We start from the raw sequence: 22100 nt of genomic DNA on the forward strand, positions 1-22100 counted from the left end.
GAATTATTTACGGAGAATCAAGACTAGTGTCAAGGTCAGTACCCTCATTACGACCATGATCACTGGCGGTATCGTAGTCATCGCTGGCTTGTTGGAGTTCTGCCAATGCAGCGTTAAACGTTGCTTCAGCTTCAGCTTCAGATTTACCAATAAGGGATTTAGCAACATCCTTAAGTTTATCCTGTGCTAATTTAACGTGTTTTTCCTCATGAGCTTTGAGGACTTTCAAGGCACGTTCCCACTCTGCTTTAGCAGCTTTAGGAAGTTTTGCAGCATTTGGCCAAGTAGGCATGGTGACAGTAATTGTTACATCCACTGTTGCATCTGTAACATTGCCATTTTCGTCAGTTTTGACACTGTACTTAGGTTTCCATGTTGTTTCTCCAGCTTCTTCGCGTTGGCTAATTTGGTCAGCAGCTTCCTGCAAAGTTTTTGCGGTAATTGTATAAGTTTTATTTTCCCGTTTGAAATTAGTCTGAGTTTTTGGTTTAGCAGTATTTTTCTTACTTTGTCTCTGAATTGGGAAAGATTGACCAAATCCACTATTACTAACCTGTTGAATCTCATCGGTCAATTCATGGGCTGGTTTAGTTTGTAAAGATTCTTGTTTTAACAATGTATCTGGACGTTTTATAGCGATGTTGGACAAGTTGTGTCCGAAACGTGATGCAGTTTCTAGTCTTGTCTGCAACAAGTCATTCATCTTTGCTTGTAACAGATTCAATCTGTTGCTATCCTTTGATGTGAGGGTGCCGTACTTAGATTGGATCTCTAGTTTAGTTGCCTCAAATTTATCTTGCTGAAACTCTTGATTCTCTATTTGTTTTTGTGTTTGGTCTAAGTTAGAGTAACTTTTCGGCTGAAGTGCCGTTGCTGATGAAAACTGGTTGATGGCTGATAATGGCGAGTATGAAGCCTGACTATTATAAGTTGATGAATTATTTAGCCCAGAACTGCAATTTAAAATTGCATGACTGCGGACACGCAACCTTTCGCTCATACATAACTCCAGCTAGGAAGCGGTGAGATATCTATAAAAATAATCTCATACTGGTTAATTCTAATCTAATAGACTTAAGTCGAAACTTTAGCCATAAGATATCACAATCGAACAGATTGTGCCTTGGATTGAAGTGAGCAGTAGAAGTAGATATAAGGTAAATTCTGGTTGATCACTAACTAAAACTCTTATTGGGCAATGGTTACAGCTTTTAATCTAGTGAAACTGACACTACAAAGGATGAGAAACTTATGCCAAACTTCTGTAAACCATAAACTCAATAGCCTTGATAGGCTACGGCATTAATATGAAACAGATTCAATGGCGGGTACTTTGGACCCTGAATATTGGGATATTCTTAATTAATTTGCAAATTGCACAGGCATATAAGCATAGAAAATCGTTTTCACAATCAGCAACAGAAGTAATTTCTGTAAATAACTCAAAAGAACTACCCCCTCGATTAGAACAACAACCTTTTTTAATTGCTGCACCTGAGAACTTTAATCCTGGTTTACAAATACCACCACCATTACCAAAGCCATCACCAATTCCTATTACCCCATCAACTTCTTCTGAACCAGTTAAGCCATTTGCTGTTTTAGAAAGCATCGAAACTAACTTTCGTAATGATACAGATAACTTCGGTCAACATAATTTGTTCATCGAACCAACATTCCAGTTTCGTTTGCCTAATGGCAATAAAATACTGTTCAGTACAGGTTTCGACTTTTTTGAACAACGCAGTGTAGAGTCAATTAGCAATATTCCTTTAAAAATAGGTTGGCAAGGAAAAAATGGACAAACGACACTGCTAACAACAGCAGGAATTGATATCTTCAACCGTTTACCAACAGCTATAAATTTCAATGCTCAAGTTGAAACCCCAATTGTCCAGCCGCAAGTTTCTTCTTCAGGAAAATTAGTTTCAGGTTTAATACTATCAGTAAATTTAGATAAAGAACCATATAAATTTAATGCCCGAACTTTAGACAACCAAATTAGTGCATGGCGCTTTGGCCCTAATTTATATTGGCAAATAGATGGTAGCACCAGTTTATTTTCATCATTGCGTTTAGGAAATTACAGCGATCGCAATTCTGAGATTCAGTCTTTTAGTAGGCTAGAACGCAAGTTTGGGCAATTTTCTGTAGCAGCTAACTTGTTCACCTGGAGTTACGATCGCAATGTAGAACGCACAAGTGGCTATTTTTCCCCACCAGATTTTTTGGTATACAACGCAGAAGTAGCTTGGGAGGGAGATATTGCCAAGTTCTTGCGCTGTCGGCTATCGGCAAATTTGGGACAGCAAAGACTTAATGGAGAATTTGATAACGCTAATGCTTATCAAACTCGCTGTACAGTCAAAGTTTCACCTGAAATAGAAGCCGACCTTGGCTATAGCTATAGTAATGTACGCAATCAAGACACAGGAAGTAGTGCTTACGGTAGTAACTCTTTAACAGGACAGTTACGAGTCAAATTTTAAGTACTGTTGTCTGTTAGTTAGTTTTGAAAGTTGGGAAGAATAAATTTGTTGAGGGTTTCAAAGCAAGAGTGACTTCAAAATAAGGCTTCTACTGCATGAGTTCTGATTTTCAACCACCTCCAAAAAGCTTGTCTGTGCTAGCTTCTGTGGGAGGGGTGGTAACTGCAATAATTGCGATCGCCACTTTAAATTTTTGGTCTGAGAAAATTTCCCAAAATACCCAAATACCAACAATAGCTAAAACAGATTCTTCTACTACCAAGGTGGAAACCCAAGCCCAGAAGATAGCAAAACTTGATGCTCAGTCCGTAGTTTTACCAGGAAAAGTAATTCCTCTAGGTGAACTGACAATTAGTAAAGCACCTTATGTTGCGCCTGGAGTCGGAAAACTGAACGCAGTGGAGATGGCGAGTGCGCGTCAGGCTTGGTTATATTTCCAACGTAACTGGAATGAAAAAACTGGCTTAGTCAATTCTGTTGATGGCTTTGCCTCTGTTACTATGTGGGATCAGGCAGCCGCGATCGCTGCTTTGGTAAGTGCTAGAGAGTTGAATATCATCTCAGAGGCAGACTTTGAAGCGAAGATGACTAAGATGTTACAGACTTTGGCATCTTTACCTTTATATAAAGGGGAACTACCCAACAAAGTTTACAACAGCAAAACCCTGATCCCTGTTAATTACGGGCAATTAGATAAACGAGAAGAGATTGGTTGGTCAGCCATTGATTTAGGACGCATGGCATTATGGCTGAAGATTGTCGAAGCCAAGTATCCCAAAATGCGATCGCCTGTGCAGAAGGTTTGGCAGCATTTGCAAGTCAAGCGCCTCAGCAAAAACGGACACATGTATGGTAGTGCTGTTGTTCAAGGTAAAGAACAATATAACCAAGAAGGGCGCTTGGGTTATGAGAATTATGCAGCCTACGGTTTGAAACTCTGGGGATTAGATGTTAAACAAGCCTTAGATTACAAGTCTAATACAGCCTTTGTCAATCTTTACGGTCAGGGAGTTCCCTATGACCGCCGCGACGCTAAAAATTCAGGTGCAAATAACTACGTCCTCAGTGAACCTTATATTCTTGATGGGATGGAAACAGGGTTTCAGGCATTACCTAAAGTTTATGCAGATAGGATTTTAGCTGCTCAACAAGCCCGTTATCAAGCAACAAAAGAATTAACTGCACTGACAGAAGACAATTTAGACCGTGAGCCTTACTTCGTTTATAACAGCTTGTTTGTGAACGGCAAAGCTTGGGCAACAATTACCGATACTCAAGAACAGCATAATAATTTACGCTTCCTTAGTGCTAAAGCTGCGATCGGCTGGCACGTACTTTATAATACTGCTTACACTCGCCAGTTATTCGATTTTGTGCAAACTAACCTCAAGTCTCAAGACGGTTGGTACAACGGGTTTTATGAATCTCTGCGTCAGCCGAATAAGTCTCTGACCGCCAACAATAATGGTGTAATTTTAGAAAGCTTGCTGTACAAACAAGTCGGCAAACCGCTTACCGTTTGGGCAGGAGTTCGCTAGTACTTTTGAAATACTGACCAAGCGCGATCATTAGCTACTTAAACCTTAACATCCAAGAGTTGACCTAGTTTGTGAGCTGCTTCATGTGAATTGAGAGGCGACCAAACAGAGTATGTTGCTCCATCTTTTAAGGTTGGCTCTTCTTCTCTGGCTAACTCCGCAATCAAAAACTGCATGACTTTCAATTTTTCTTTGCGAGGTAAGCTTTTTAGAGTTGAAAATAGGTCTATTGTCGTCATAAAACTAAGAAAAATGTGCAACTTCTCTATTTTCTCATAGCCATTCGGTCTGATGATTTTCTGATTTGCAGGATCAAGAAGTTTGCGATCGCTATCACATATGAAATACAAGTATCCACAAGCACGATCACTAAGTTGTAATTTTTAACGCAACGCTAACAATCACTAATTGACAAATGCAAATTATTTGACTCGGACAGCACAGACAGACATTTGTTGACTTAAAAGCGTAGAATAGTTATGTTAGCGAGGGTTTGAGCCATGAGTGTTTTTGTCCCGGATGAAATTTTAACTGCAACCCGCATGACTGAGGCTGAAATGCGTCAAGAAATCGCTGTCATGCTCTTTCAAAAAGAGAAGCTTACTCTAGCTCAAGCCAGTCGATTTGCTCTAATGCACCGCGTTGCTTTTCAACATTTACTTGCAAGTCGTCACATTCCAGTACATTATGGTGTGGAAGATTTTGAGCAGGACATTAACAATCTACGAGAAATGGGCAGATTGTGATTATTGTCAGCGATACATCACCCATCAATAATCTTGCCGCAATTAACCAGCTTCACCTCCTACATCAACTTTACGAAATAGTTCTTATTCCTGAAGCAGTTTATCGAGAACTAACTGATCCCAGTTTTCCCGTTGCAGGCGCAACCGAAGTACAAACCTTTGATTGGATTCAAACTCGTACTGTTAGCGATCGCATACTCATCGAAGCATTGTGCAACGAACTTGATGTTGGGGAAGCCGAGGCGATCGCTTTAGCAGTTGAAATTCAAGCTGATCAAGTGTTAATTGATGAACGTCGTGGTCGGCTAGTAGCAGCTAGGTTCAATCTTCGATATACAGGAATCTTAGGAATCTTAGTAGAAGCAAAAAGTCAAGGTTTGATTGCTGAGGTAAAGCCTTTATTGGATGCTTTGATCAATCAAGCTGGGTTTTGGGTTGCAGAATCTTTATACAACAGCGTTTTGAGCCTTGTTGATGAAATTGACTAACCTTGATTTTTGGAACTAGGAACGAAACACAACATTTCATAGGATTGCTTGGGTTGAACAAAGTGAAACCCAAGCAACTAACTATTTTCCTTAACAAATTTTTCAATAATGGATTTATGAACAAAGTTAGCAACTGAGTTCAGCCGCTCTTTGCATTTATTCCAATAATCGAAAGTAATCTCCACACGATCACCTAAATTATATTTTGTCTGCTTGACCGCCTCTATATATATATCATTGACAACTCCATTATTATGAACCAATAAATTCCGCCTTGCTCTAATCTCAATTAGGGCAGCTAAATATACACCAGAATCCGCCAAATTAATATTAAATTTGGCTTTGTAATAATCCGATTGATCAGCCATTGATTTATAACTCAACTCATTTATTTCTCTACGAGCCATAAACTCAACTAGCTCACCCTTTTGTTGAAGTTCAAGTATTTTGTCGTAAGTTAACTGTTTTTTAGATTTAAGAGCCTCTGGTCTTTCAATCAGAACTGCTGCAAATGCGTCTGTTAGAAAAGCATCAAATAAAGCCACGAGGTAGATAAAAGCCATACCTACAAGGAGGCGTGGATATTCGCCAATCATCTCCCCCCTTTCTGTTATTACACTTACCAGGGCATCCAACTCTTCTTCAGATAATTCTATTGATATAGTTTTTTCATCAGATTTCTCATTTTCAACACTCTCACCTTGGCGGACTTTCCTAAGCTTCTCAGCAATCCGACCATGCTTTTGAGATGTTTCATTGATTGATCTCTGAGTATCTTCTATGAAAGCAGTCAACTCCCATGTTGACTTCCTGTAAGTATTCCATAACTTTGATATGATTTCTGCAAGATTCATCATAAAGTTTCCAGTATGAGACCACCTAAAGGTATGCTTCACTTGCCGCTATCAGTTTTTCTCAATTTTATTTTTTACACTCTAAAATATCAGACAAAATTATACCGTATAATTACTACTTTACTGGGAGATTATACAGAATAATTATGTATATTGATTTAGGGTTGTCTTGAATAGTTTATTACCGATTCAAGACAAACTGTAAAAAAATTTCCGTGTAATTCACCCTGATGTTAAGAGTTTTTTCGGATATCATGCACTAGCATCACTCATCTGTGCGCGTGCAAAGGCTCTCTTAAATCTTTCTTTTATGTTATTCAAGCACCATCAACAAAAGCTGCTGAGATGGATTGCATTTTTCCTCATTGGAACATTTCTGCAATTATTGTTTTACATCCCAACACCAGTTTTATCCCAATCTAATAGTTGTAGTAATATTACTGCCCCGCTCACACCAGAAGAACAAACTTACGCTCGTGCGGCTTGGCAGTATTTTGTCAAAAATTATCAGCCAGCAACGGGGTTTACTAATTCCACTGGGGGTTATCCTTCGGGTACGCTTTGGGATATGGGTAACTACTTGATGGCGTTGAATGCGGCGCGATCGCTAAATCTCACTGATCAAGCAGACTTTGATGCGCGTCTCAACAAGTTTTTGACAACTTTCAGCAACCTGAAGCTATTTGAGGATGCCTTACCAAATAAAGTCTATAACGCAGCGACCGCACAGATGGTTGATTATGGTAATAATCCTACCGAAAGAGGAATTGGCTGGTCTGCTTTAGATATAGGTCGGATACTAGCGGCGTTTGATGTAATTCGCACTTGTCACCCGCAATATAATGATTGGTTAAAGGGAATTGTAGCAAAGTGGCAGGTAGGGCGATCGCTCAAAGATGAGCAACTTTTTGGTGCTATGGTTCTTCCAGATAACAAAACATTGCTAGTGCAAGAAGGACGACTCGGTTACGAGGAATATGGCGCTAGAGGTTATCAACTTTGGGGTTTCTCTGCACCAAAAGCTTTGGCTTTGGAACCATATAAAATGGTGGAGATTAATGGTGTCCAAATTCCTGTCGATACCCGCGATTTTCAAAGTACCAACGCTAATAATTACGTTGTTAGTGAGTCTTACATCCTTGATGGAATTGAATTTGGTTTGCAAGGGGAATTAGCAGATTTCGCTGCTAGGGTTTTGGATGTGCAGAAACGGCGTTACGATACTACAGGTCAGTTGACTGCTGTAACAGAAGACAACATCGACCAAGCACCATATTTTCTCTATAATACCGTTTACGCTAACGGTAATAACTGGGCAACAATTACGGACGAAAACAAACCTTACCCTCAGTTTCGCAGTATTAGTACAAAAGCGGCTTTTGGTTGGCGTTATCTGTTTCCCGATAATACTTACGCTCAAAAACTTTTTGATGCCGTCAAGGATCTGCGTAGTCCTAATGATGATGGTTACTATGCCGGCATCTATGAGGAATCAAAACAACCAAATAAAGCTTTAACTGGTAATACCAATGGGCTAATTTTAGAAATTTTGTACTACAAAGCTAGAGGAAATCGGCCTTTAATTGCTTCTGCTGCTACCACTACACCAAATAAACAGCCTAGTAACAATACTCCGGCTACAACACCTACAACTCCACCAACTTCTACCACTCCTGCTAAAACCCCTACAGATACTGCTGGGGTTACTGAGGTAGCAGTTGCACCTATTCCTCCAGTTGATAGTCCAGATTCATCTTCTAACCTCAAACTAACTCGACCTTTAACAGTAGTTGAACGACGTTATGCAGAAGCAGCATGGAGGTATTTTCAAGCAAATTATCATGCCAAGAGTGGGCTGATAGACGATCGCAGTGACTTTAAAGGTGCTACTCTTTGGGGATTGGGAGATTACCTAGCAGCATTACACGCCGCGAGATCGCTTGATATTATTTCTGCTAAACAATTCGATGAACGCACTCGCCATCTGTTAGCGGCTTTAGGCAAACTACCGTTATTTGCCGGGGAATTGCCAAGTCGGGGTTATGATACGCGATCGCTCCAAGCAATAGATTATGGTGGAAATCCTGTACCTCAAGGTAACGGCTGGTCTGCCCTAGATTTAGGTAGGATGTTGGCAGCGTTGTACAATCTCAAAAGCTATCATCCAGAGTATACCAAAGCAGTTGATCAAATTGTCTTGGATTGGTCATATCTGCGTGTAGTGCGAGATGGAATTTTATCTAGTGCTACTGTCACCAAAGATAAAGAAGGGCGTACCCTTACCCGCGTCAATCCCGAAACTCGGTTGGGTTATGAAGAATATGCCGCGCGTGCTTTTCAATTATGGGGCTTTGATGTTGAGGGTTCGGCTATTGGGGGTGAATATCAAACTGCGTTAGTAGAAGGGGTGAAAGTTCCGATTCAGCGTCAGCGAAATGATACCAATTCCCAGATGAATCAATATACAGTCAGCAATCCTTTCTTACTTTATGCTTTGGAATTTGGCTTAGATCCAAAAATGCGATCGCTCTTTGAACCAGTTTTCCAAGCACAAGCCGAGCGTTATCGCCGTACCGGAACCCTGACAGCCTCAGCCACTACCCTTATAGACCGCAAGCCTTACACTATCCACAGCGCCGTTACTGGCAAAGGTGAACCTTGGGTTGCTTTAGGCGATGATGGGCAACCTGTACCTAAAGCGCGAATGGTAAGTACAGCAGTAGCTTTTGCTTATCATGCCTTGCTTCCAGAAAATCAATACAGTCAGAAGTTATTCCCAGCCACAACGGATTTATATAACCCACTGACAGGTTTTTATGAAGGCTTTTACGAAACCACAGGTAAAACAGCCGTTGGTTTCACAGGTAGCACCAATAGCATAATATTGCAATCGTTGCTGTATAAAGTCATGAATCGCCAACCCTTAATTCGTCCTACTGCAATGAAATCGCCTTGGTGGGTAGCTGTGGCGCAAGGCAGTTCTGGTCGTGGTTTACCCAGAACTCTTGGGTCAACAGCTAAGTTAATTACTGATAGTAATGGAACTTACTGGATTTCTGGGGGTGGCAATAGGAGAGTTTCAAAATAGCAAAATTCTCTCCCTTTAGGCTGTTAGTTATCAATTGAACTAGGGAATACTGAATTTTAAGTCAACGCAAATGATGGCGATCGCGATGACAGGAATAACAAGTGTGCTTCTATCAACCGTTTTATGTGTAAATATCAATCAAGAACCTCCCATCTGCCCTAGTCGTCCGGTAGGGAAATTTGATATAAATACTCAACAACGTCGGCAATTAATTGCTGCACCCGATAATTTTTATCCTGAGCAAGAACAACCAACGCCATCACCTATACCAATACCTGTAATTCCTGCTGTTACTCCAGTTATTCCTACACCAAAACCGACTGTACCCGCTTCTGTACCTCCACTATCACAATTGACGCAAGCCGATCAAATAGCTGCCAAACGAGCTTGGAAATATTTTGAGCGCAATTGGAATAAGCAAACAGGTTTAGTCAATTCTGGAGATAATTATCCTTGGACAACTTGGTGGGATCAAGGTAGTGCTTTATTAGGTATTCATGCGGCTCGGCAATTAGGGTTATTACCAAAAGAATTGTTTGAGCAGCGAATGCAAACATTGCTCAACACGTTAGAAAAATTGCCGTTACCGGAAACAGGTTTACCAAACAAAGCTTATAGCACCAATACTGCCGAAATGCGCCAACTTAATAATAAACCCGACCCCAAAGGTATTAGTGGTTGGTCAGCTTTGGATATGGGGCGATTTTTGTTAGGTTTGCATACTATGCGATCGCATTATCCAGAGTACAGCGATCGCATCAACCATATTGTCTCCCGTTGGCAGTTATCAAAACTTGTCAAAGACGGTTGGTTAAATGGTGGAATTACTGGAAATAACGGCAAAATTCGTGAAGTTCAAGAAGGAAGATTAGGCTATGAACAATATGCAGCGCATAGTTTAAAACTGTGGAATATTCAAGCCTCAAATGCTTTATATAATCCACCAGTCAAAACAGTTCAAGTAGATGGAATTACATTACAAGTTGATCAACGTAATCAACAAAACTCTAATGCGACTAATTACTTAACAAATGATCCTTATTTACTATGGGGTTTAGAACTTGGGTGGACTGATAATATTAAACCCCAAGTGCAAAATCTCTTGAAGGTGCAGGTAAAAAGATTTCAACGCACTGGAATAATCACGGCTGTAAATGAAGATTCATTGGATCGCCCTCCGTATTTTTTGTATTACAGTGTTTATTCCAATGGTCAATCTTGGCAAGCGGTGAATAGCAGAGGAAAATCCTATCCGCAATTACGCTTCGTTAGCACTAAAGCAGCATTTTCATGGTTTGCTATCATGCCAAATGAATATACCAAAAAGTTACGAGACTTTGTACAAAATCTTGCTGAACAAAGTCGCGGTTTTTTCTCTGGCAAGTATGAAAATTCTCAATTAGGTATCAATGCGTCTGTTGATGTGAATACAAATGCAATTGTTTTAGAGAGTTTGCTTTATCGAGCTAGAGGTCAAAAACCAATAGTATTAGGAGGTAACAAATAGTATCTGTTTACGTTTAATAAGTTAACTGCTGTAGATTTATTTTCTGATTAAGTAAGTCGGTGAGAAAAAACAAAACTAAGTTAAGAAAGGTAAACAAAGCTATAACCCTCTTCCCTTCTCCGCAGTTGCTCCACTTGGGCAAAGCCCAAGACCGCACTGCTCTCTGCCTCCTGCCTTGCCATAACGATAATTTTTAACACTGAGCTACTTATACAATGACATCTATATCTATTGATAATTCCCCAAACTTTTCCGGCAACAGCCGTTCAACCTTAAAAAAAAGAACGCTATTATTTCGCTACCTAGCCGAAATTAATTTAATATTTGGTTTTTGGTATTTACAATGGCGGATTACTCATTCGATAAATTTTGATGCGCTATGGCTTTCAATTCCATTATTGTTAGCAGAAATATATAGCTATTTCGGTGGTTTAATGTTTGTCATTGGCTTGTGGCGGCCTTTAGTTAGGCAGATTAAGTCACTTGATCAGATGACTCCACCCTTACCTCAAGCTGACTGGCCTAGTGTAGATGTATTTATTACCTGTTACAATGAGCCACCAGAAATTGTAGAACAAACTGCTCAGGCGGCTTTAGCAATAGATTACCCTGTAAATAAATTGCGCGTTTATGTGCTAGATGATGGTAACTCGGCGGCGATGCGAACCATGACAGAGCAGTTATGTATTGCAGATTTACAGTTACCGCTATTACAACAAGAGGCTAATAAAATATATGCAGAACGCTCTTATTTAATAGAGCGTCTGCAACAATTAGAAAATCTCACATCTAATACTCAAGCTGCTGAACAGTGGCTACAAGAATCAGAACAAGTTGATAATTGGGAAGATAAGACTGTCGGTTCGATTGTGCGAAGTCTGCGACAGTTGATTCTTTGGCTACCTCCTACTCATCAAAGTATTGCTGAACGCCTCAAAACTGAAAAGCAAGCCTTAGAAACAGCTATTGCTCAAAAAGAACTGGAATTAGTTGAACTGGCTCGATTTCGTTACATTGCTCGGCCAAAACTTGCTGGCGTACCTCACCATGCTAAAGCAGGCAATCTCAATTATGCGATTTTCTCTGGAGATACTTCTGGAGAATTTATTTTAACTTTAGATGCCGACCACATACCCAAACCACAATTTCTGAAACGAGTTTTGCCATATTTTTATACTTACAATCTTTTTACAGGTAAGTATGAGGAAAATCGCATTGCTTTTGTACAGACACCCCAAGATTTTTATAACATTCCTACGGGCGACCCCTTTGGACATCGAGCAAGTTTATTTTATGGGCCACTGCAACAAGGCAAAGATGGCATGAATGCCGCTTTTTATACAGGAACAAATGCTATTTTGCGTCGGGAAGCATTAATTAATGTTGGGCTACAATATTTTGCTGATGATTTTGCCAAAGATGAAAAACGGTTAGATGAATTTCATTTAGTCGGGGGTGTATCTAGCAACAGTATTACAGAAGATATGAATACAGCCATGCGTCTACATGGTGCTGGTTGGAAATCAGCTTATCATAATGAGCTTTTGGCAGAAGGGTTAGCACCAGATGATCTTAGTTCTACGTTGAAACAGCGTTTACGTTGGGCGCAAGGAACTATCCAAGTGCTACTGAGAGAAAATCCTTTTATGAAACCAGGGCTAACATTTTGGCAACGTCTGCAATATTTTAAGACGATGTATAGTTATTTTTCTGGTTTTGCGACTCTAATTTTTATTTCTTGCCCAATAATTTATTTTTTCACAGAACTTGTTCCTGTGAAAAGTTATGGTGCTGATTTTGCTCTGCACTTCTTCCCAGCATTTGTTATCAACCGTTTGACATTTTTAGCAGCAACTTGGGGTATTCCAGCTAGTGAAGTTTGGCGCTCTGAACAATATGCGATCGCTCTCTTTCCGTTGTTAATCCAAGCTGTGTGGAGCGTCTTTACAGGACAAAAAATTAATTTTCAAGTTACACCCAAGCAAAGACAAGCAGGTATTTATCTCCGGTTGGTTTGGCCGCAATTACTTGTATTTACCTTGACTATCTTAGGCATATTTTGGAGTATTTTCCGCTTTGCTACCGGACACCTTAACAATCCTGGGGTTCACTTACTTAATAGTGTATGGGCTATTTATAACTTACTGCTTTTGTGGGCTATTATTCGTGCATCTTTTTGGCAACCTGCAAAAGAATAAAAACAAAGTATTTACTTTTAAGTAGACTAAACAACAACTATGAACACTCATTTAAAGCTCAACAATGCGAGTCAGCAAACTGTGTTAACTATTTACGCTCATGCTGATGATGAAGTTTTACCTGCGGCTGGGACTTTACGTTTAATGTCTCAAGCAGGATGGAAAGTTCACTGTCTAATTTTAACTGAAGGTAATCTTTCTAGTTCGTCTATTAAAGGTACACGCCATCAAGAAGCAGAAGATGCTGGTAAAATTATCGGTGCGGCTTATGAGTTTCATGCTCTTGAGGAGTGTAATTTTTCTACACAAGCAGTAATTAAAGTTACAGAAGAAGCTATTGCACGTTGGCAACCAGATTTAATTATTACTCACGCACCACAACCGGAAAAATACGGTCATAGGGATCATGAAGTGTGTGCGATCGCAGTTTCTAATGTAGCTACTCGCAGAAATATTCCTCTTTGGTATTCTGCACCTCCTGTATTTTTACGTGGATTTGAACCAAACTTTTTTGTGGATATTACTGAAGTAATTGAAGAAAAAGTTGCAGCTATTGGTTGTTATGAATCAGAGAGTAACAAAGCTTTTATGCAGCTTGACGCTATCCTTGTATTATCTAGATTTTGGGCGCGAGAATTAGGGCAAAAAGATGGTTATTTTGAAGCATTTGAAATTGCTAGACAATGGGTTAATGCCAGCTTTTTTAATGCTTTATCAAATAGTAAAAATTACTTAACTAATCAAATAAAGTTAGATTAGTTCGTTTTGAATAAATTGATTGTCTGCTTGCCGTTCTAGCAGAATAATGCCAAAATAGTGAAATGGAAATATTAAATCATTGGTAAATAAAATATGAGTCTTACAGTCAAAGTGATTGAACCTTCGGGAATTTTAGATGGTATTAGAGGCAATCAATTGCGTCGTGAAGTTAATGATATTTTAGATAGTGGCATAGAGATTTTATTGATTGATATGAAAGAGGTTAAATTTATAGACAGTTCTGGTTTAGGCTCTTTAGTATCGGCAATGCAACTAGTACGCAATGCTAATGCTAAACTTTTTGTATGCTCCATCAGTGATCAAGTTAGAATGTTATTTGAACTTACTAAGATGGATAGAATTTTTCAGGTTTTTGTAGATCAAGATGATTTTCATCGTCAACTTTTGGCAGTAACGGAATAAAATATATATTTTAGAAGTTACTTTAACTAAATAAAAATTTTAATAAGGAAAAATCATCTTCCAATTTCTCTTGATGATTTAATGTCATAATGTGTTCTAGGACTTGTTTTAGATAACATTTGTTGACATTGCTATATTCTATTAGTAAGTTCATCAAATCATCAAAGCCCCAAATTCTACCGTCTGGTTGATTAATTTCGTAAACTCCATCACTAAAGATGTATAAGGTACTATTTTCTTCAATCTCAAGTACAGCATCTTCAAAGTGAACATCAGGTAAAAAGCCTATTGGCAAATCCAAAGAGCTTAGTTTTTTAACTTGATGGGTAGTTTCTGCTTTACCGGATAGGAGTAAAGCTGGAGGATGTCCGGCGTTGGCGTAAACAAGTTGACGTTTGAAGCGGTGATAAACTCCATACCAAATTGTGAAGTATTTATCACCGTGGTCTTTCATTTGAAAAGCCTGATTAAGTGCTTTGAGAACTTCGCTAGGTTGGTAAAAGTTAGTATTGGTGAGAGATTGCGATCGCAAAATATTCAATACAGATACAGATAATAAGGCAGGACCTACCCCATGTCCTGATACATCTAACAAATAAATTGCTAAATGCTCATCATCAAGCCAATAGTAATCAAAGCAATCACCCCCTAACTGTGCTGAAGGTACAAACAGAGTTTCTGTAGTTACTGCTCCTTGGAGTGGTGATGGTAAGAGCGATCGCACATAATCAGCCGCCTCAGTTAATTCTGCTTCTAAAATTTGTTTTTGGGTATGTAAATCCTGGTTGAGTATTTCTAAGGCTTGTTTTTGGCTTTGTAAATCTTGATTTAATTGATATAATCTCAGTCCTGCTCTTACTCGCGCCTTTAATTCACTCATTTCTATTGGCTTAGAGATGAACTCGTCTGCTCCAGCATCCAATCCTCTAACTCTGTCTTCTTCTTCGCCTGGAGCCGCGCCTTTAGCCGTCAGCAAAATAAAAAAAGTAGTAGCTAGTTCTGGATTTGCTTTAATTTGGCGACACACTTCTAAGCCATCTAACTGTGACATCATCCAATCACAGATAATTAAAGCTGGACGCAACAATTGTGCTTTGGCAATTCCATCCTCTCCATTACTAGCAACAGTGGTTTCATAACCCTGTTTCTGCAACGTTCTATTTAATGCTGCTCTCACAATTGGGTCATCATCAATAATTAAAATCTTAACCATAAATTAGGAAAAAACAAATATCATCATAATTGAATAGTTTCTTAGTTTTAAACTACATACAATTTGGGGATAAATGTATAGTATATATACGTAAATTAAATTAAATAATTTCAATTATGATGAAAATAAATTTTTAAATAATTAACCCGTGGCTCATAAAATATCTTTAACAACTAATACAGATATTACAGCTTTATCTGATGTGCTGTCTTGGTTTGAGCAACTCAACCAACAACAAGTCATCAAACAGGAAGTTTGGTGGCAATGTCAAACTTTGCTAATAGAGGGTTTTACTAATATTGTTGAACATGCACACAAAGGTCTATTACCAGAAACTCCTATTAATATAGAAGCTTACCGTTTTGATAAATCTATACAAATACGTATATTTGCTCAGGGAGAACCTTTTAATTTAGAGCGCCAATTACAAGAAGTAACGGAGTTTGAAGAGAATAATCAAGAGCGTGGACGGGGGTTAAAAATCATGTCAATAATGGCTGATAAATTAAGTTATGAACAAATAGCCGAAAATAGCCATTGTTTAGTTATAAATAAATATTACTAAAGTTTAATTACTTCTTCTCTAGAATTAAAAAACTGGATATTAATAATTATGTCACTATTAAAAATGACAGTACCATTACCTGATAACGAAGCACAGAGAATCGAAGCACTTTTAGAATACAAAATTCTTGATACTCCGTCTGAAACAGCTTTTGATGATCTCACACATTTAGCATCATATATTTGTGGAACGCCTATTGCTTTGGTCAGTTTAGTTGATCAAAATCGTCAATGGTTTAAATCTAAAGTCGGGCTAGATGCACTAGAAACACCAAGAGATATTGCATTTTGCGCCCATGCTATTCTTCAATCTGAAGTTTTTACTGTACCCGATGCTACATCTGATGAAAGGTTTGCCACAAATCCATTAGTTACCTCTGACCCTAATATTCGTTTTTATGCTGGTGTACCTCTAACTAATTCTGAAGGCTATGCTTTAGGAACACTCTGCGTTATTGACTATATACCTAGAAATCTGACTCCGCAACAGGTTGAAGCTTTAAAAATTATAGGTCGCCAAGTTATTAAACAAATGGAGATGCGGCGTAATTTAGCGAATTTAGTACTTGTAACTAATGGACGTAAACAAGTAGAAAAGATACGTAAACATTTTTTTCAAAGAGTTGCTGGTGGCTTTGGGTTAGCATCGGTAATTTTAATAATAATTGGCTTAGTTCATTACCAAAATACAATAGCTTTAATTAATAGTAGTAACCAAGTTAAAAATACTCAAGAGACAATCAATAGTTTAGAAAAATTCCTATCTCAAATAAAAGATGCTGAAACTGGGCAACGTGGTTATATTCTGACTGGAGAAGAGCGTTATCTGCAATCGTATCAGGAAGCGATTACAGAAGTGAAACCAAAAATTGAAAATCTGAGAGATTTAATATCTGATAAATCTCAACAGCAAAATATAGATGTATTAAAACCTTTAATAGTAGCAAAGCTAAGTGAACTCAAGCATTCTATTGAGTTACGTCAGCATAAAGGATTTGATGCAGCGTTGCAAGTTGTCCTTACAAATCAAGGAAAAAACCTTATGGATGATATTCGTAAGGTTATTTATGATATGGAACAGAAGGAAAAAGAACGACTACAACGCCAATCACAGATTGTCAAAGATAGTGCGTATAAGACAATCTTGCAGATAGCGATCGCTATCGGTGCAAGTTTTCTGATTTTGGCTATAATTTACTATTTGATTTATCGTGAGTTCACCCAGCGCAAGACTGTAGAAGATACACTTCATGAAGAGCGAAATTTCATTTCAGCAGTCTTAGATACAGTCAGCGCCCTAGTACTAGTTGTTAATTCACAAGGACAAATTGTTCGCTTCAATCAAGCTTGTGAGCAAATAACTGGTTATTCATTTGATGAAGTTAGGGATAGATATTTCTGGAATTTATTCTTAATTCCTGAAGAAGTAGAGCCAGTTAAAGCAGTTTTTGAGCAGTTAAGAGTTGGTCATATTACTCCTAACTCTCACAACTATGAAAACTATTGGAGAACTAAAGATGGTAGCCTGCGCCTGATTTCCTGGTCGAATACGATTCTTCAAGACAACGAAGGATCAGTAGAATATATTATTGCTACAGGCATTGATATTACAGAACGTAAGCGTGCAGAACAGCATTTAACCGCACAATACCTAATCAATCGCATTTTAGCAGAGTCTCCGACAGTCGCCGAGTCTACTCCCCAGATTTTGCAAGCAATTTGCCAGAGTTTGGGATGGGATGTGAGTGAAATGTGGCTAGTAAATGAGCAGACTAATATACTAACTTTTTCCCAGATGTGGCATCAGCCAGGTTTGGATATCAAAGAGTTCAAAACACTAACTCAGAACATCACATTTGCCCCAGAGATGGGATTACCTGGTCGAGTTTGGAGTAGTCAGGAACCTATTTGGCTAGTTGATGTTGTTGATGATAACAGCTTTTTGCGAAGTGAGATTGCGGCACAAGTTGGGCTGCATGGCGCTTTTGGCTTTCCCATTCGTAATGGGCAGAAAGTTTTGGGTGTGATTACTTGCTTTAGTCACAAAATCCAGCAATATGACCCAGATTTAGTGAAAATCATGAACTCCATTGGCCAACAGGTGGGTCAGTTTATTCAACGTAAGCAATCAGAACAAGAATTACAACGGCAATATAGGCGATCGCAATTACTAGCTAATGTAGCACTAAAAATTCGTGAGTCTTTACAAATCGAAGAAATTCTCGAAATTAGTGTTAAAGAAGTGCAACAAATACTGCAAGCAGATCGTATATTAATTTTACGCTTAGAAATAGATGGTTCTGTAACTGCGGTTCAAGAAGCTGTACTGCCAGGCTTTCCCACAATTAAGGGCGAAACAATTATTGATCCTTGTTTTGCTGAGAGTTATATCCAAAAATATCGCCAAGGGCAAATAGGTATTATAGAAAACATTGAGCAGGCTAATATACAAGCTTGTCACATTAAATTACTACAGAGATTCGCTGTCAAAGCGAATCTTGTTGTTCCTATTATTTATAAACATGAACTCTGGGGACTACTAATTGCTCATCAATGTAGCCAACCACGCCAATGGATTAACTGGGAAATAGAACTTTTGCGAGAGTTAGCTAATCAAATAGGCATAGCGTTAGCTCAAGCTAAATTACTAGAAGCAGAAATTATGCAGCGAAAAGAACTAGAATTTGCTCGTAGTCAAGCAGAGTTAGCGTCTCAAGCTAAAAGTGCTTTTTTAGCTAATATGAGTCATGAAATTCGGACTCCTATGAATGCTGTCTTAGGGATGACTGGACTGATGTTAGAAACGCCTCTCAATCAGGAACAGCAAGATTTTATGGAAACAATTCGTATTAGTGGTGATGCCCTTTTAAGCCTAATTAATGAAATTTTAGATTTATCTAAACTTGAATCAGGAGAAATGGTTTTAGAAAATCTTAACTTTGATGTATCTGTCTGTTTAGAAGAAGTGTTAGATTTATTAGCTCCTCAAGCTCATAAAAAAGGATTAGAAATTGCTGCTTTTATTGATCCTAATGTTCCTATTCACCTGCAAGGAGATGCGGGTCGACTACGACAAATTTTAATGAACTTAATTGGTAACGCTATTAAATTCACTAGCACAGGAGAAATAATAGTACGCGCACAATTGCGCGGGGAGACGGCTACTACAGCTAATATTTACTTTACGATTACAGATACTGGTATTGGCATCACTGAAGAAAATCAACGTAAATTGTTTACTCCATTTACTCAAGTCGATGCTTCTAATACTCGTAAGTATGGTGGTACTGGTTTGGGATTAGCTATCTGTAAGCAATTAGTAAATTTAATGGGAGGAGAAGTTGGAGTAGAGAGTCAGTTAGGTGAAGGTTCTCAGTTTTGGCTTGAGATTCCTTTCACTAAGCAACAAGAGCCTGTTATTGATATTTATGAATACCCTGTATTGAGCGATCGCCGCTTATTAGTTGTTGATGATAATGCCACTAATCGCAAGATTATTTTCCATCAAGCGATCCGATGGGGAATACAGGTAGATCAAGCTGAAAGTGCGGATGCTGCTCTGAAGGCTATGATAGCAGCTTGTGAGCAAAATAAACCTTATGATGTGGTCTTGATTGATATGCAGATGCCTTATATGGATGGTCTAGATTTGGGTAAACAAATTAAGGGCAATTTAGCGATCGCGGAAATACCTTTAATTATGCTCACTTCTACTAATCAACGAGAAGAAGTAAATCAGGCGTTAAACATAGGATTTGCTGCTTATTTAGTTAAACCTGTTAAAGCATCTCGACTACTTGACATAATTATGAATGTTTTAGGAACTAAAAATGAAATATTACAACAGGATTCAGAAGTTATCAATCAGCAGCCAGAAAGAAACAATACAGACCAAATTGCTACTGGTTCATCTAAATTGAGAATTTTACTAGCTGAGGATAATTTAGTTAATCAAAAAGTAGCATTAAAGCAACTTCAAAGTCTAGGTTACACTGCTGATGTAGCTGCTAATGGGCAAGAAGTTTTGCAATTACTAGAAATAATGCCTTATGATTTGATTTTGATGGATTGTCAAATGCCAGTCCTTGACGGTTTAGAAACAACCAAAGAAATTCATCGTCGGCAAGAGAGTTCCTTTGCTAACCATCGTCGTCCTGTAATAATTGCTATGACTGCTAATGCTATGAAAGAAGATAGACAAATGTGTCTAGATGCTGGCATGGATGATTATTTAAGTAAGCCTGTTATTAAAGAAAAATTGGCTTCGGTATTAGAACATTGGAGCCAATTCTTATTATCAACCTCAAAGAAATACATATTAGAACATGCAGATAATAAAACCAAACAAGATGATATTAAAAACATCCCAATTAATTGGCAGCAATTGCATCAAATTTCCGAGAATGATCATGATTTTGAAATCAACCTTTTACAGTTGTTTGTTGAAGATACTGAATCTCGTTTAGAGTTAATTAAACTGGCTATCAGTACTAATAATTTTCATCAATTAGCTCAACAAGCTCACCAAATCAAAGGTGCTAGTGGTAATATAGGCGCTATAACTATGTATGCAACTGTTGACCAATTAGAACAATTAGCTCAAAAACAAGAACATAAAGGTACTACTGAGTTAATTATAGAGATGGAAGAAATTTTTCACCGTATTCAGAGCTTTGTAATCGCAAATCAACATATTTAATATTTATTTAGTGAACTTTATCATAGAATTGGTATTAGTGTCTCTGCACCACTAATCTTGAGTTTCTTGTGTCTTTGCACCAATTTGAGCTTATTTAATTAAAAACTAAAGGACGAATCATGACTGAGAAGGGTTAGAGCAGCTTTAACTGAAAGTTAACCTGCATATGAGATTATGTTTAATTATTTTTTCGCAAGGAGAATCATGGTATTGAATAAACACACAGAACACTTGATTACCCTGAAAAATGTTAAAAAATCTTATCAGCAACCCAACGGACAACAAATTGTCATTTTGGAAGATATTAGTTTAGAGTTGCGTCCGGGAGAAATAGTAGCATTGCTAGGGCCTTCTGGTTCAGGAAAATCTACTTTAATGAGGATAGTTGCTGGATTAATTAGCGCCAGTCAAGGAGAAGTTCTATATCATGAACATCCTCTAGTTGGTTTAAATCCTGGGGTGGCAATTGTATTTCAAAGTTTTGCACTCTATCCTTGGTTAACAGTGCTGGAAAATGTGGAATTAGGTTTAAAAGCTAAAGGAGAACCACCAGAGTCTCGACGGCAAAAAGCCCTAAAGATGATTGATATCATCGGGTTAGATGGGTTTGAAAATGCTTATCCTAAAGAACTTTCTGGGGGAATGCGCCAGCGTGTGGGATTTGCTAGGGCTTTGGCGGTAGAACCAGAACTGTTATGTATGGATGAGCCGTTTTCGGCGTTGGATGTGCTGACAGCAGAAAACCTGCGATTTGAATTACTAGATTTATGGTTGGAAAAACGCATACCCACCAAAGCTGTTCTGATCGTCACTCACGGGATTGAAGAAGCTGTGATTATGGCCGATCGCATTATTGTTTTAGGTCGTAATCCTGGCAGAATCCGTGCAGATTTACCTGTAACTTTACCTCATTACCGCGATCGCAAACACCCCAGTTTTCAAGCCTTAGTAGATCAAGTCTATACAATCATCACTAACCCTGACTTAGATAAAATTGAAACCCCTGCAACCCCCTCCGTACCAACTACAACACCACAACCCAGATATCAGTCCTTACCTGCTGTGCGTATTGGTTCAGTTGCTGGTTTGTTGGAATTATTAGAAGACCGTCAAGAAAAAGACTTATATCGACTTGCCCAAGAATTGCAACTAGAAGTAGATGATATTTTACCAATTGTAGAAGCTGCAAAATTGATAGATTTTGTTGAACTAGCAGAAGGTGATATTAGCTTAAAACCAATCGCCCAAGAATTTATTAATGGCGGTATTGATGAACGTAAACAAATTGTGCGATCGCAGCTGTTAGCTCATATTCGTATAATTCAACAAATTTACCGTTTATTAGAAGCTAAGAATAACCAACGCATTCCCGAAGAATTAGTTTTAGATATCCTAGAAACTCACTTTAGCCCCCAAGAAGCAGAGAAACAATTACAAACAGTTGTAGATTGGGGTCGTTACGCTGAAATATACGGCTACGATGAACCATCTGGACAAATATTTTTAGAGCAAGCTGTTATTAGTCATTAGTCAT

General features: G+C 38.4%; 16 protein-coding genes. 12 read left to right on the top strand and 4 right to left on the bottom strand.

Annotated elements, in window-relative coordinates; genetic code table 11:
- Positions 1-7: 7 nt before the first annotated feature.
- Positions 8-1000 carry a DUF922 domain-containing protein gene (locus NSMS1_RS01715; protein ID WP_224090425.1) on the bottom strand — a complete coding sequence of 331 codons (993 nt, stop codon included), beginning with the start codon at positions 998-1000 and terminating at the stop codon, positions 8-10.
- Positions 1001-1307: 307 nt separating this feature from the next.
- On the opposite strand from NSMS1_RS01715, the gene NSMS1_RS01720 reads away from it, so the two are divergent.
- Together NSMS1_RS01720 and NSMS1_RS01725 are read left to right on the top strand one after the other, a co-directional pair.
- A complete protein-coding gene (locus tag NSMS1_RS01720; RefSeq protein WP_224090427.1) occupies positions 1308-2489 on the top strand; it encodes a hypothetical protein in 1182 nt (393 codons plus the stop codon).
- A gap of 95 nt (positions 2490-2584) precedes the next feature.
- On the top strand, positions 2585-4027 hold the full coding sequence (locus NSMS1_RS01725; RefSeq protein WP_224090428.1) for a DUF3131 domain-containing protein: 1443 nt from the start codon (positions 2585-2587) through the stop codon (positions 4025-4027).
- A 38-nt stretch (positions 4028-4065) separates the two neighbouring features.
- Here NSMS1_RS01725 and NSMS1_RS35290 read toward each other — a convergent pair whose 3' ends face one another.
- Positions 4066-4377, bottom strand: coding sequence for a hypothetical protein (locus NSMS1_RS35290; protein ID WP_317986567.1), 312 nt, complete (start codon positions 4375-4377; stop codon positions 4066-4068).
- 150 nt (positions 4378-4527) lie between these two features.
- Here NSMS1_RS35290 and NSMS1_RS01735 point away from each other — a divergent pair, with 150 nt between their 5' ends.
- Together NSMS1_RS01735 and NSMS1_RS01740 are read left to right on the top strand one after the other, a co-directional pair.
- Positions 4528-4773 (top strand): UPF0175 family protein, encoded by a 246-nt coding sequence (locus NSMS1_RS01735; RefSeq protein WP_224090429.1) that lies wholly within the window; start codon positions 4528-4530, stop codon positions 4771-4773.
- Positions 4770-5261 carry a DUF3368 domain-containing protein gene (locus tag NSMS1_RS01740; protein ID WP_224090430.1) on the top strand — a complete coding sequence of 164 codons (492 nt, stop codon included), beginning with the start codon at positions 4770-4772 and terminating at the stop codon, positions 5259-5261. The genes NSMS1_RS01735 and NSMS1_RS01740 overlap by 4 nt, the downstream gene beginning before the upstream one ends.
- A 77-nt stretch (positions 5262-5338) precedes the next feature.
- Here the strand turns inward: NSMS1_RS01740 and NSMS1_RS01745 are convergent, their stop codons facing one another.
- Complete coding sequence (locus NSMS1_RS01745; protein ID WP_224090431.1) at positions 5339-6118, bottom strand: hypothetical protein; 780 nt, start codon at positions 6116-6118, stop codon at positions 5339-5341.
- Between the two features lie 307 nt (positions 6119-6425).
- On the opposite strand from NSMS1_RS01745, the gene NSMS1_RS01750 reads away from it, so the two are divergent.
- The 5 genes from NSMS1_RS01750 to NSMS1_RS01770 all read left to right on the top strand — a co-directional run bounded on the left by NSMS1_RS01750 (position 6426) and on the right by NSMS1_RS01770 (position 14090).
- On the top strand, positions 6426-9203 hold the full coding sequence (locus NSMS1_RS01750) for a DUF3131 domain-containing protein (RefSeq protein WP_224090434.1): 2778 nt from the start codon (positions 6426-6428) through the stop codon (positions 9201-9203).
- A gap of 85 nt (positions 9204-9288) precedes the next feature.
- The gene (locus tag NSMS1_RS01755; RefSeq protein WP_224090435.1) at positions 9289-10710 is read left to right on the top strand and encodes a DUF3131 domain-containing protein; all 1422 of its coding nucleotides are present in this window, start codon (positions 9289-9291) and stop codon (positions 10708-10710) included.
- 215 nt (positions 10711-10925) lie between these two features.
- Positions 10926-12908, top strand: a complete 1983-nt coding sequence (locus tag NSMS1_RS01760) for a glycosyltransferase (RefSeq protein ID WP_224090436.1) — start codon at positions 10926-10928, stop codon at positions 12906-12908.
- Between the two features lie 39 nt (positions 12909-12947).
- Positions 12948-13667, top strand: a complete 720-nt coding sequence (locus NSMS1_RS01765; protein ID WP_224090439.1) for a PIG-L deacetylase family protein — start codon at positions 12948-12950, stop codon at positions 13665-13667.
- Between the two features lie 93 nt (positions 13668-13760).
- Positions 13761-14090, top strand: a complete 330-nt coding sequence (locus NSMS1_RS01770) for an STAS domain-containing protein (RefSeq protein WP_224090440.1) — start codon at positions 13761-13763, stop codon at positions 14088-14090.
- Positions 14091-14112: 22 nt separating this feature from the next.
- On the opposite strand, the gene NSMS1_RS01775 is transcribed toward NSMS1_RS01770, so the two are convergent.
- Complete coding sequence (locus tag NSMS1_RS01775; RefSeq protein WP_224090441.1) at positions 14113-15303, bottom strand: PP2C family protein-serine/threonine phosphatase; 1191 nt, start codon at positions 15301-15303, stop codon at positions 14113-14115.
- A 148-nt stretch (positions 15304-15451) separates the two neighbouring features.
- Between NSMS1_RS01775 and NSMS1_RS01780 the strand changes: the two genes are divergently transcribed.
- The 3 genes from NSMS1_RS01780 to NSMS1_RS01790 all read left to right on the top strand — a co-directional run bounded on the left by NSMS1_RS01780 (position 15452) and on the right by NSMS1_RS01790 (position 22096).
- On the top strand, positions 15452-15868 hold the full coding sequence (locus NSMS1_RS01780; RefSeq protein WP_224090442.1) for an ATP-binding protein: 417 nt from the start codon (positions 15452-15454) through the stop codon (positions 15866-15868).
- Positions 15869-15931: 63 nt separating this feature from the next.
- Complete coding sequence (locus NSMS1_RS01785) at positions 15932-20566, top strand: GAF domain-containing protein (protein WP_224095423.1); 4635 nt, start codon at positions 15932-15934, stop codon at positions 20564-20566.
- Between the two features lie 204 nt (positions 20567-20770).
- A complete protein-coding gene (locus NSMS1_RS01790) occupies positions 20771-22096 on the top strand; it encodes an AAA-associated domain-containing protein (RefSeq protein WP_224090446.1) in 1326 nt (441 codons plus the stop codon).
- The last annotated feature ends 4 nt before the right edge of the window (positions 22097-22100 follow it).

The organism is Nostoc sp. MS1 (genome assembly GCF_019976755.1).
Lineage (GTDB): Bacteria > Cyanobacteriota > Cyanobacteriia > Cyanobacteriales > Nostocaceae > Trichormus.

What these genes read in the sequence shown, in the direction of transcription:
- NSMS1_RS01715 (WP_224090425.1), bottom strand. Translation starts at nt 1,000, where the DNA reads ATGAGCGAAAGGTTGCGTGTCCGCAGTCATGCAATTTTAAATTGCAGT.
- NSMS1_RS01720 (WP_224090427.1), top strand. Translation starts at nt 1,308, where the DNA reads ATGAAACAGATTCAATGGCGGGTACTTTGGACCCTGAATATTGGGATA.
- NSMS1_RS01725 (WP_224090428.1), top strand. Translation starts at nt 2,585, where the DNA reads ATGAGTTCTGATTTTCAACCACCTCCAAAAAGCTTGTCTGTGCTAGCT.
- NSMS1_RS01735 (WP_224090429.1), top strand. Translation starts at nt 4,528, where the DNA reads ATGAGTGTTTTTGTCCCGGATGAAATTTTAACTGCAACCCGCATGACT.
- NSMS1_RS01745 (WP_224090431.1), bottom strand. Translation starts at nt 6,118, where the DNA reads ATGATGAATCTTGCAGAAATCATATCAAAGTTATGGAATACTTACAGG.
- NSMS1_RS01750 (WP_224090434.1), top strand. Translation starts at nt 6,426, where the DNA reads ATGTTATTCAAGCACCATCAACAAAAGCTGCTGAGATGGATTGCATTT.
- NSMS1_RS01755 (WP_224090435.1), top strand. Translation starts at nt 9,289, where the DNA reads ATGACAGGAATAACAAGTGTGCTTCTATCAACCGTTTTATGTGTAAAT.
- NSMS1_RS01760 (WP_224090436.1), top strand. Translation starts at nt 10,926, where the DNA reads ATGACATCTATATCTATTGATAATTCCCCAAACTTTTCCGGCAACAGC.
- NSMS1_RS01765 (WP_224090439.1), top strand. Translation starts at nt 12,948, where the DNA reads ATGAACACTCATTTAAAGCTCAACAATGCGAGTCAGCAAACTGTGTTA.
- NSMS1_RS01770 (WP_224090440.1), top strand. Translation starts at nt 13,761, where the DNA reads ATGAGTCTTACAGTCAAAGTGATTGAACCTTCGGGAATTTTAGATGGT.
- NSMS1_RS01775 (WP_224090441.1), bottom strand. Translation starts at nt 15,303, where the DNA reads ATGGTTAAGATTTTAATTATTGATGATGACCCAATTGTGAGAGCAGCA.
- NSMS1_RS01785 (WP_224095423.1), top strand. Translation starts at nt 15,932, where the DNA reads ATGACAGTACCATTACCTGATAACGAAGCACAGAGAATCGAAGCACTT.
- NSMS1_RS01790 (WP_224090446.1), top strand. Translation starts at nt 20,771, where the DNA reads ATGGTATTGAATAAACACACAGAACACTTGATTACCCTGAAAAATGTT.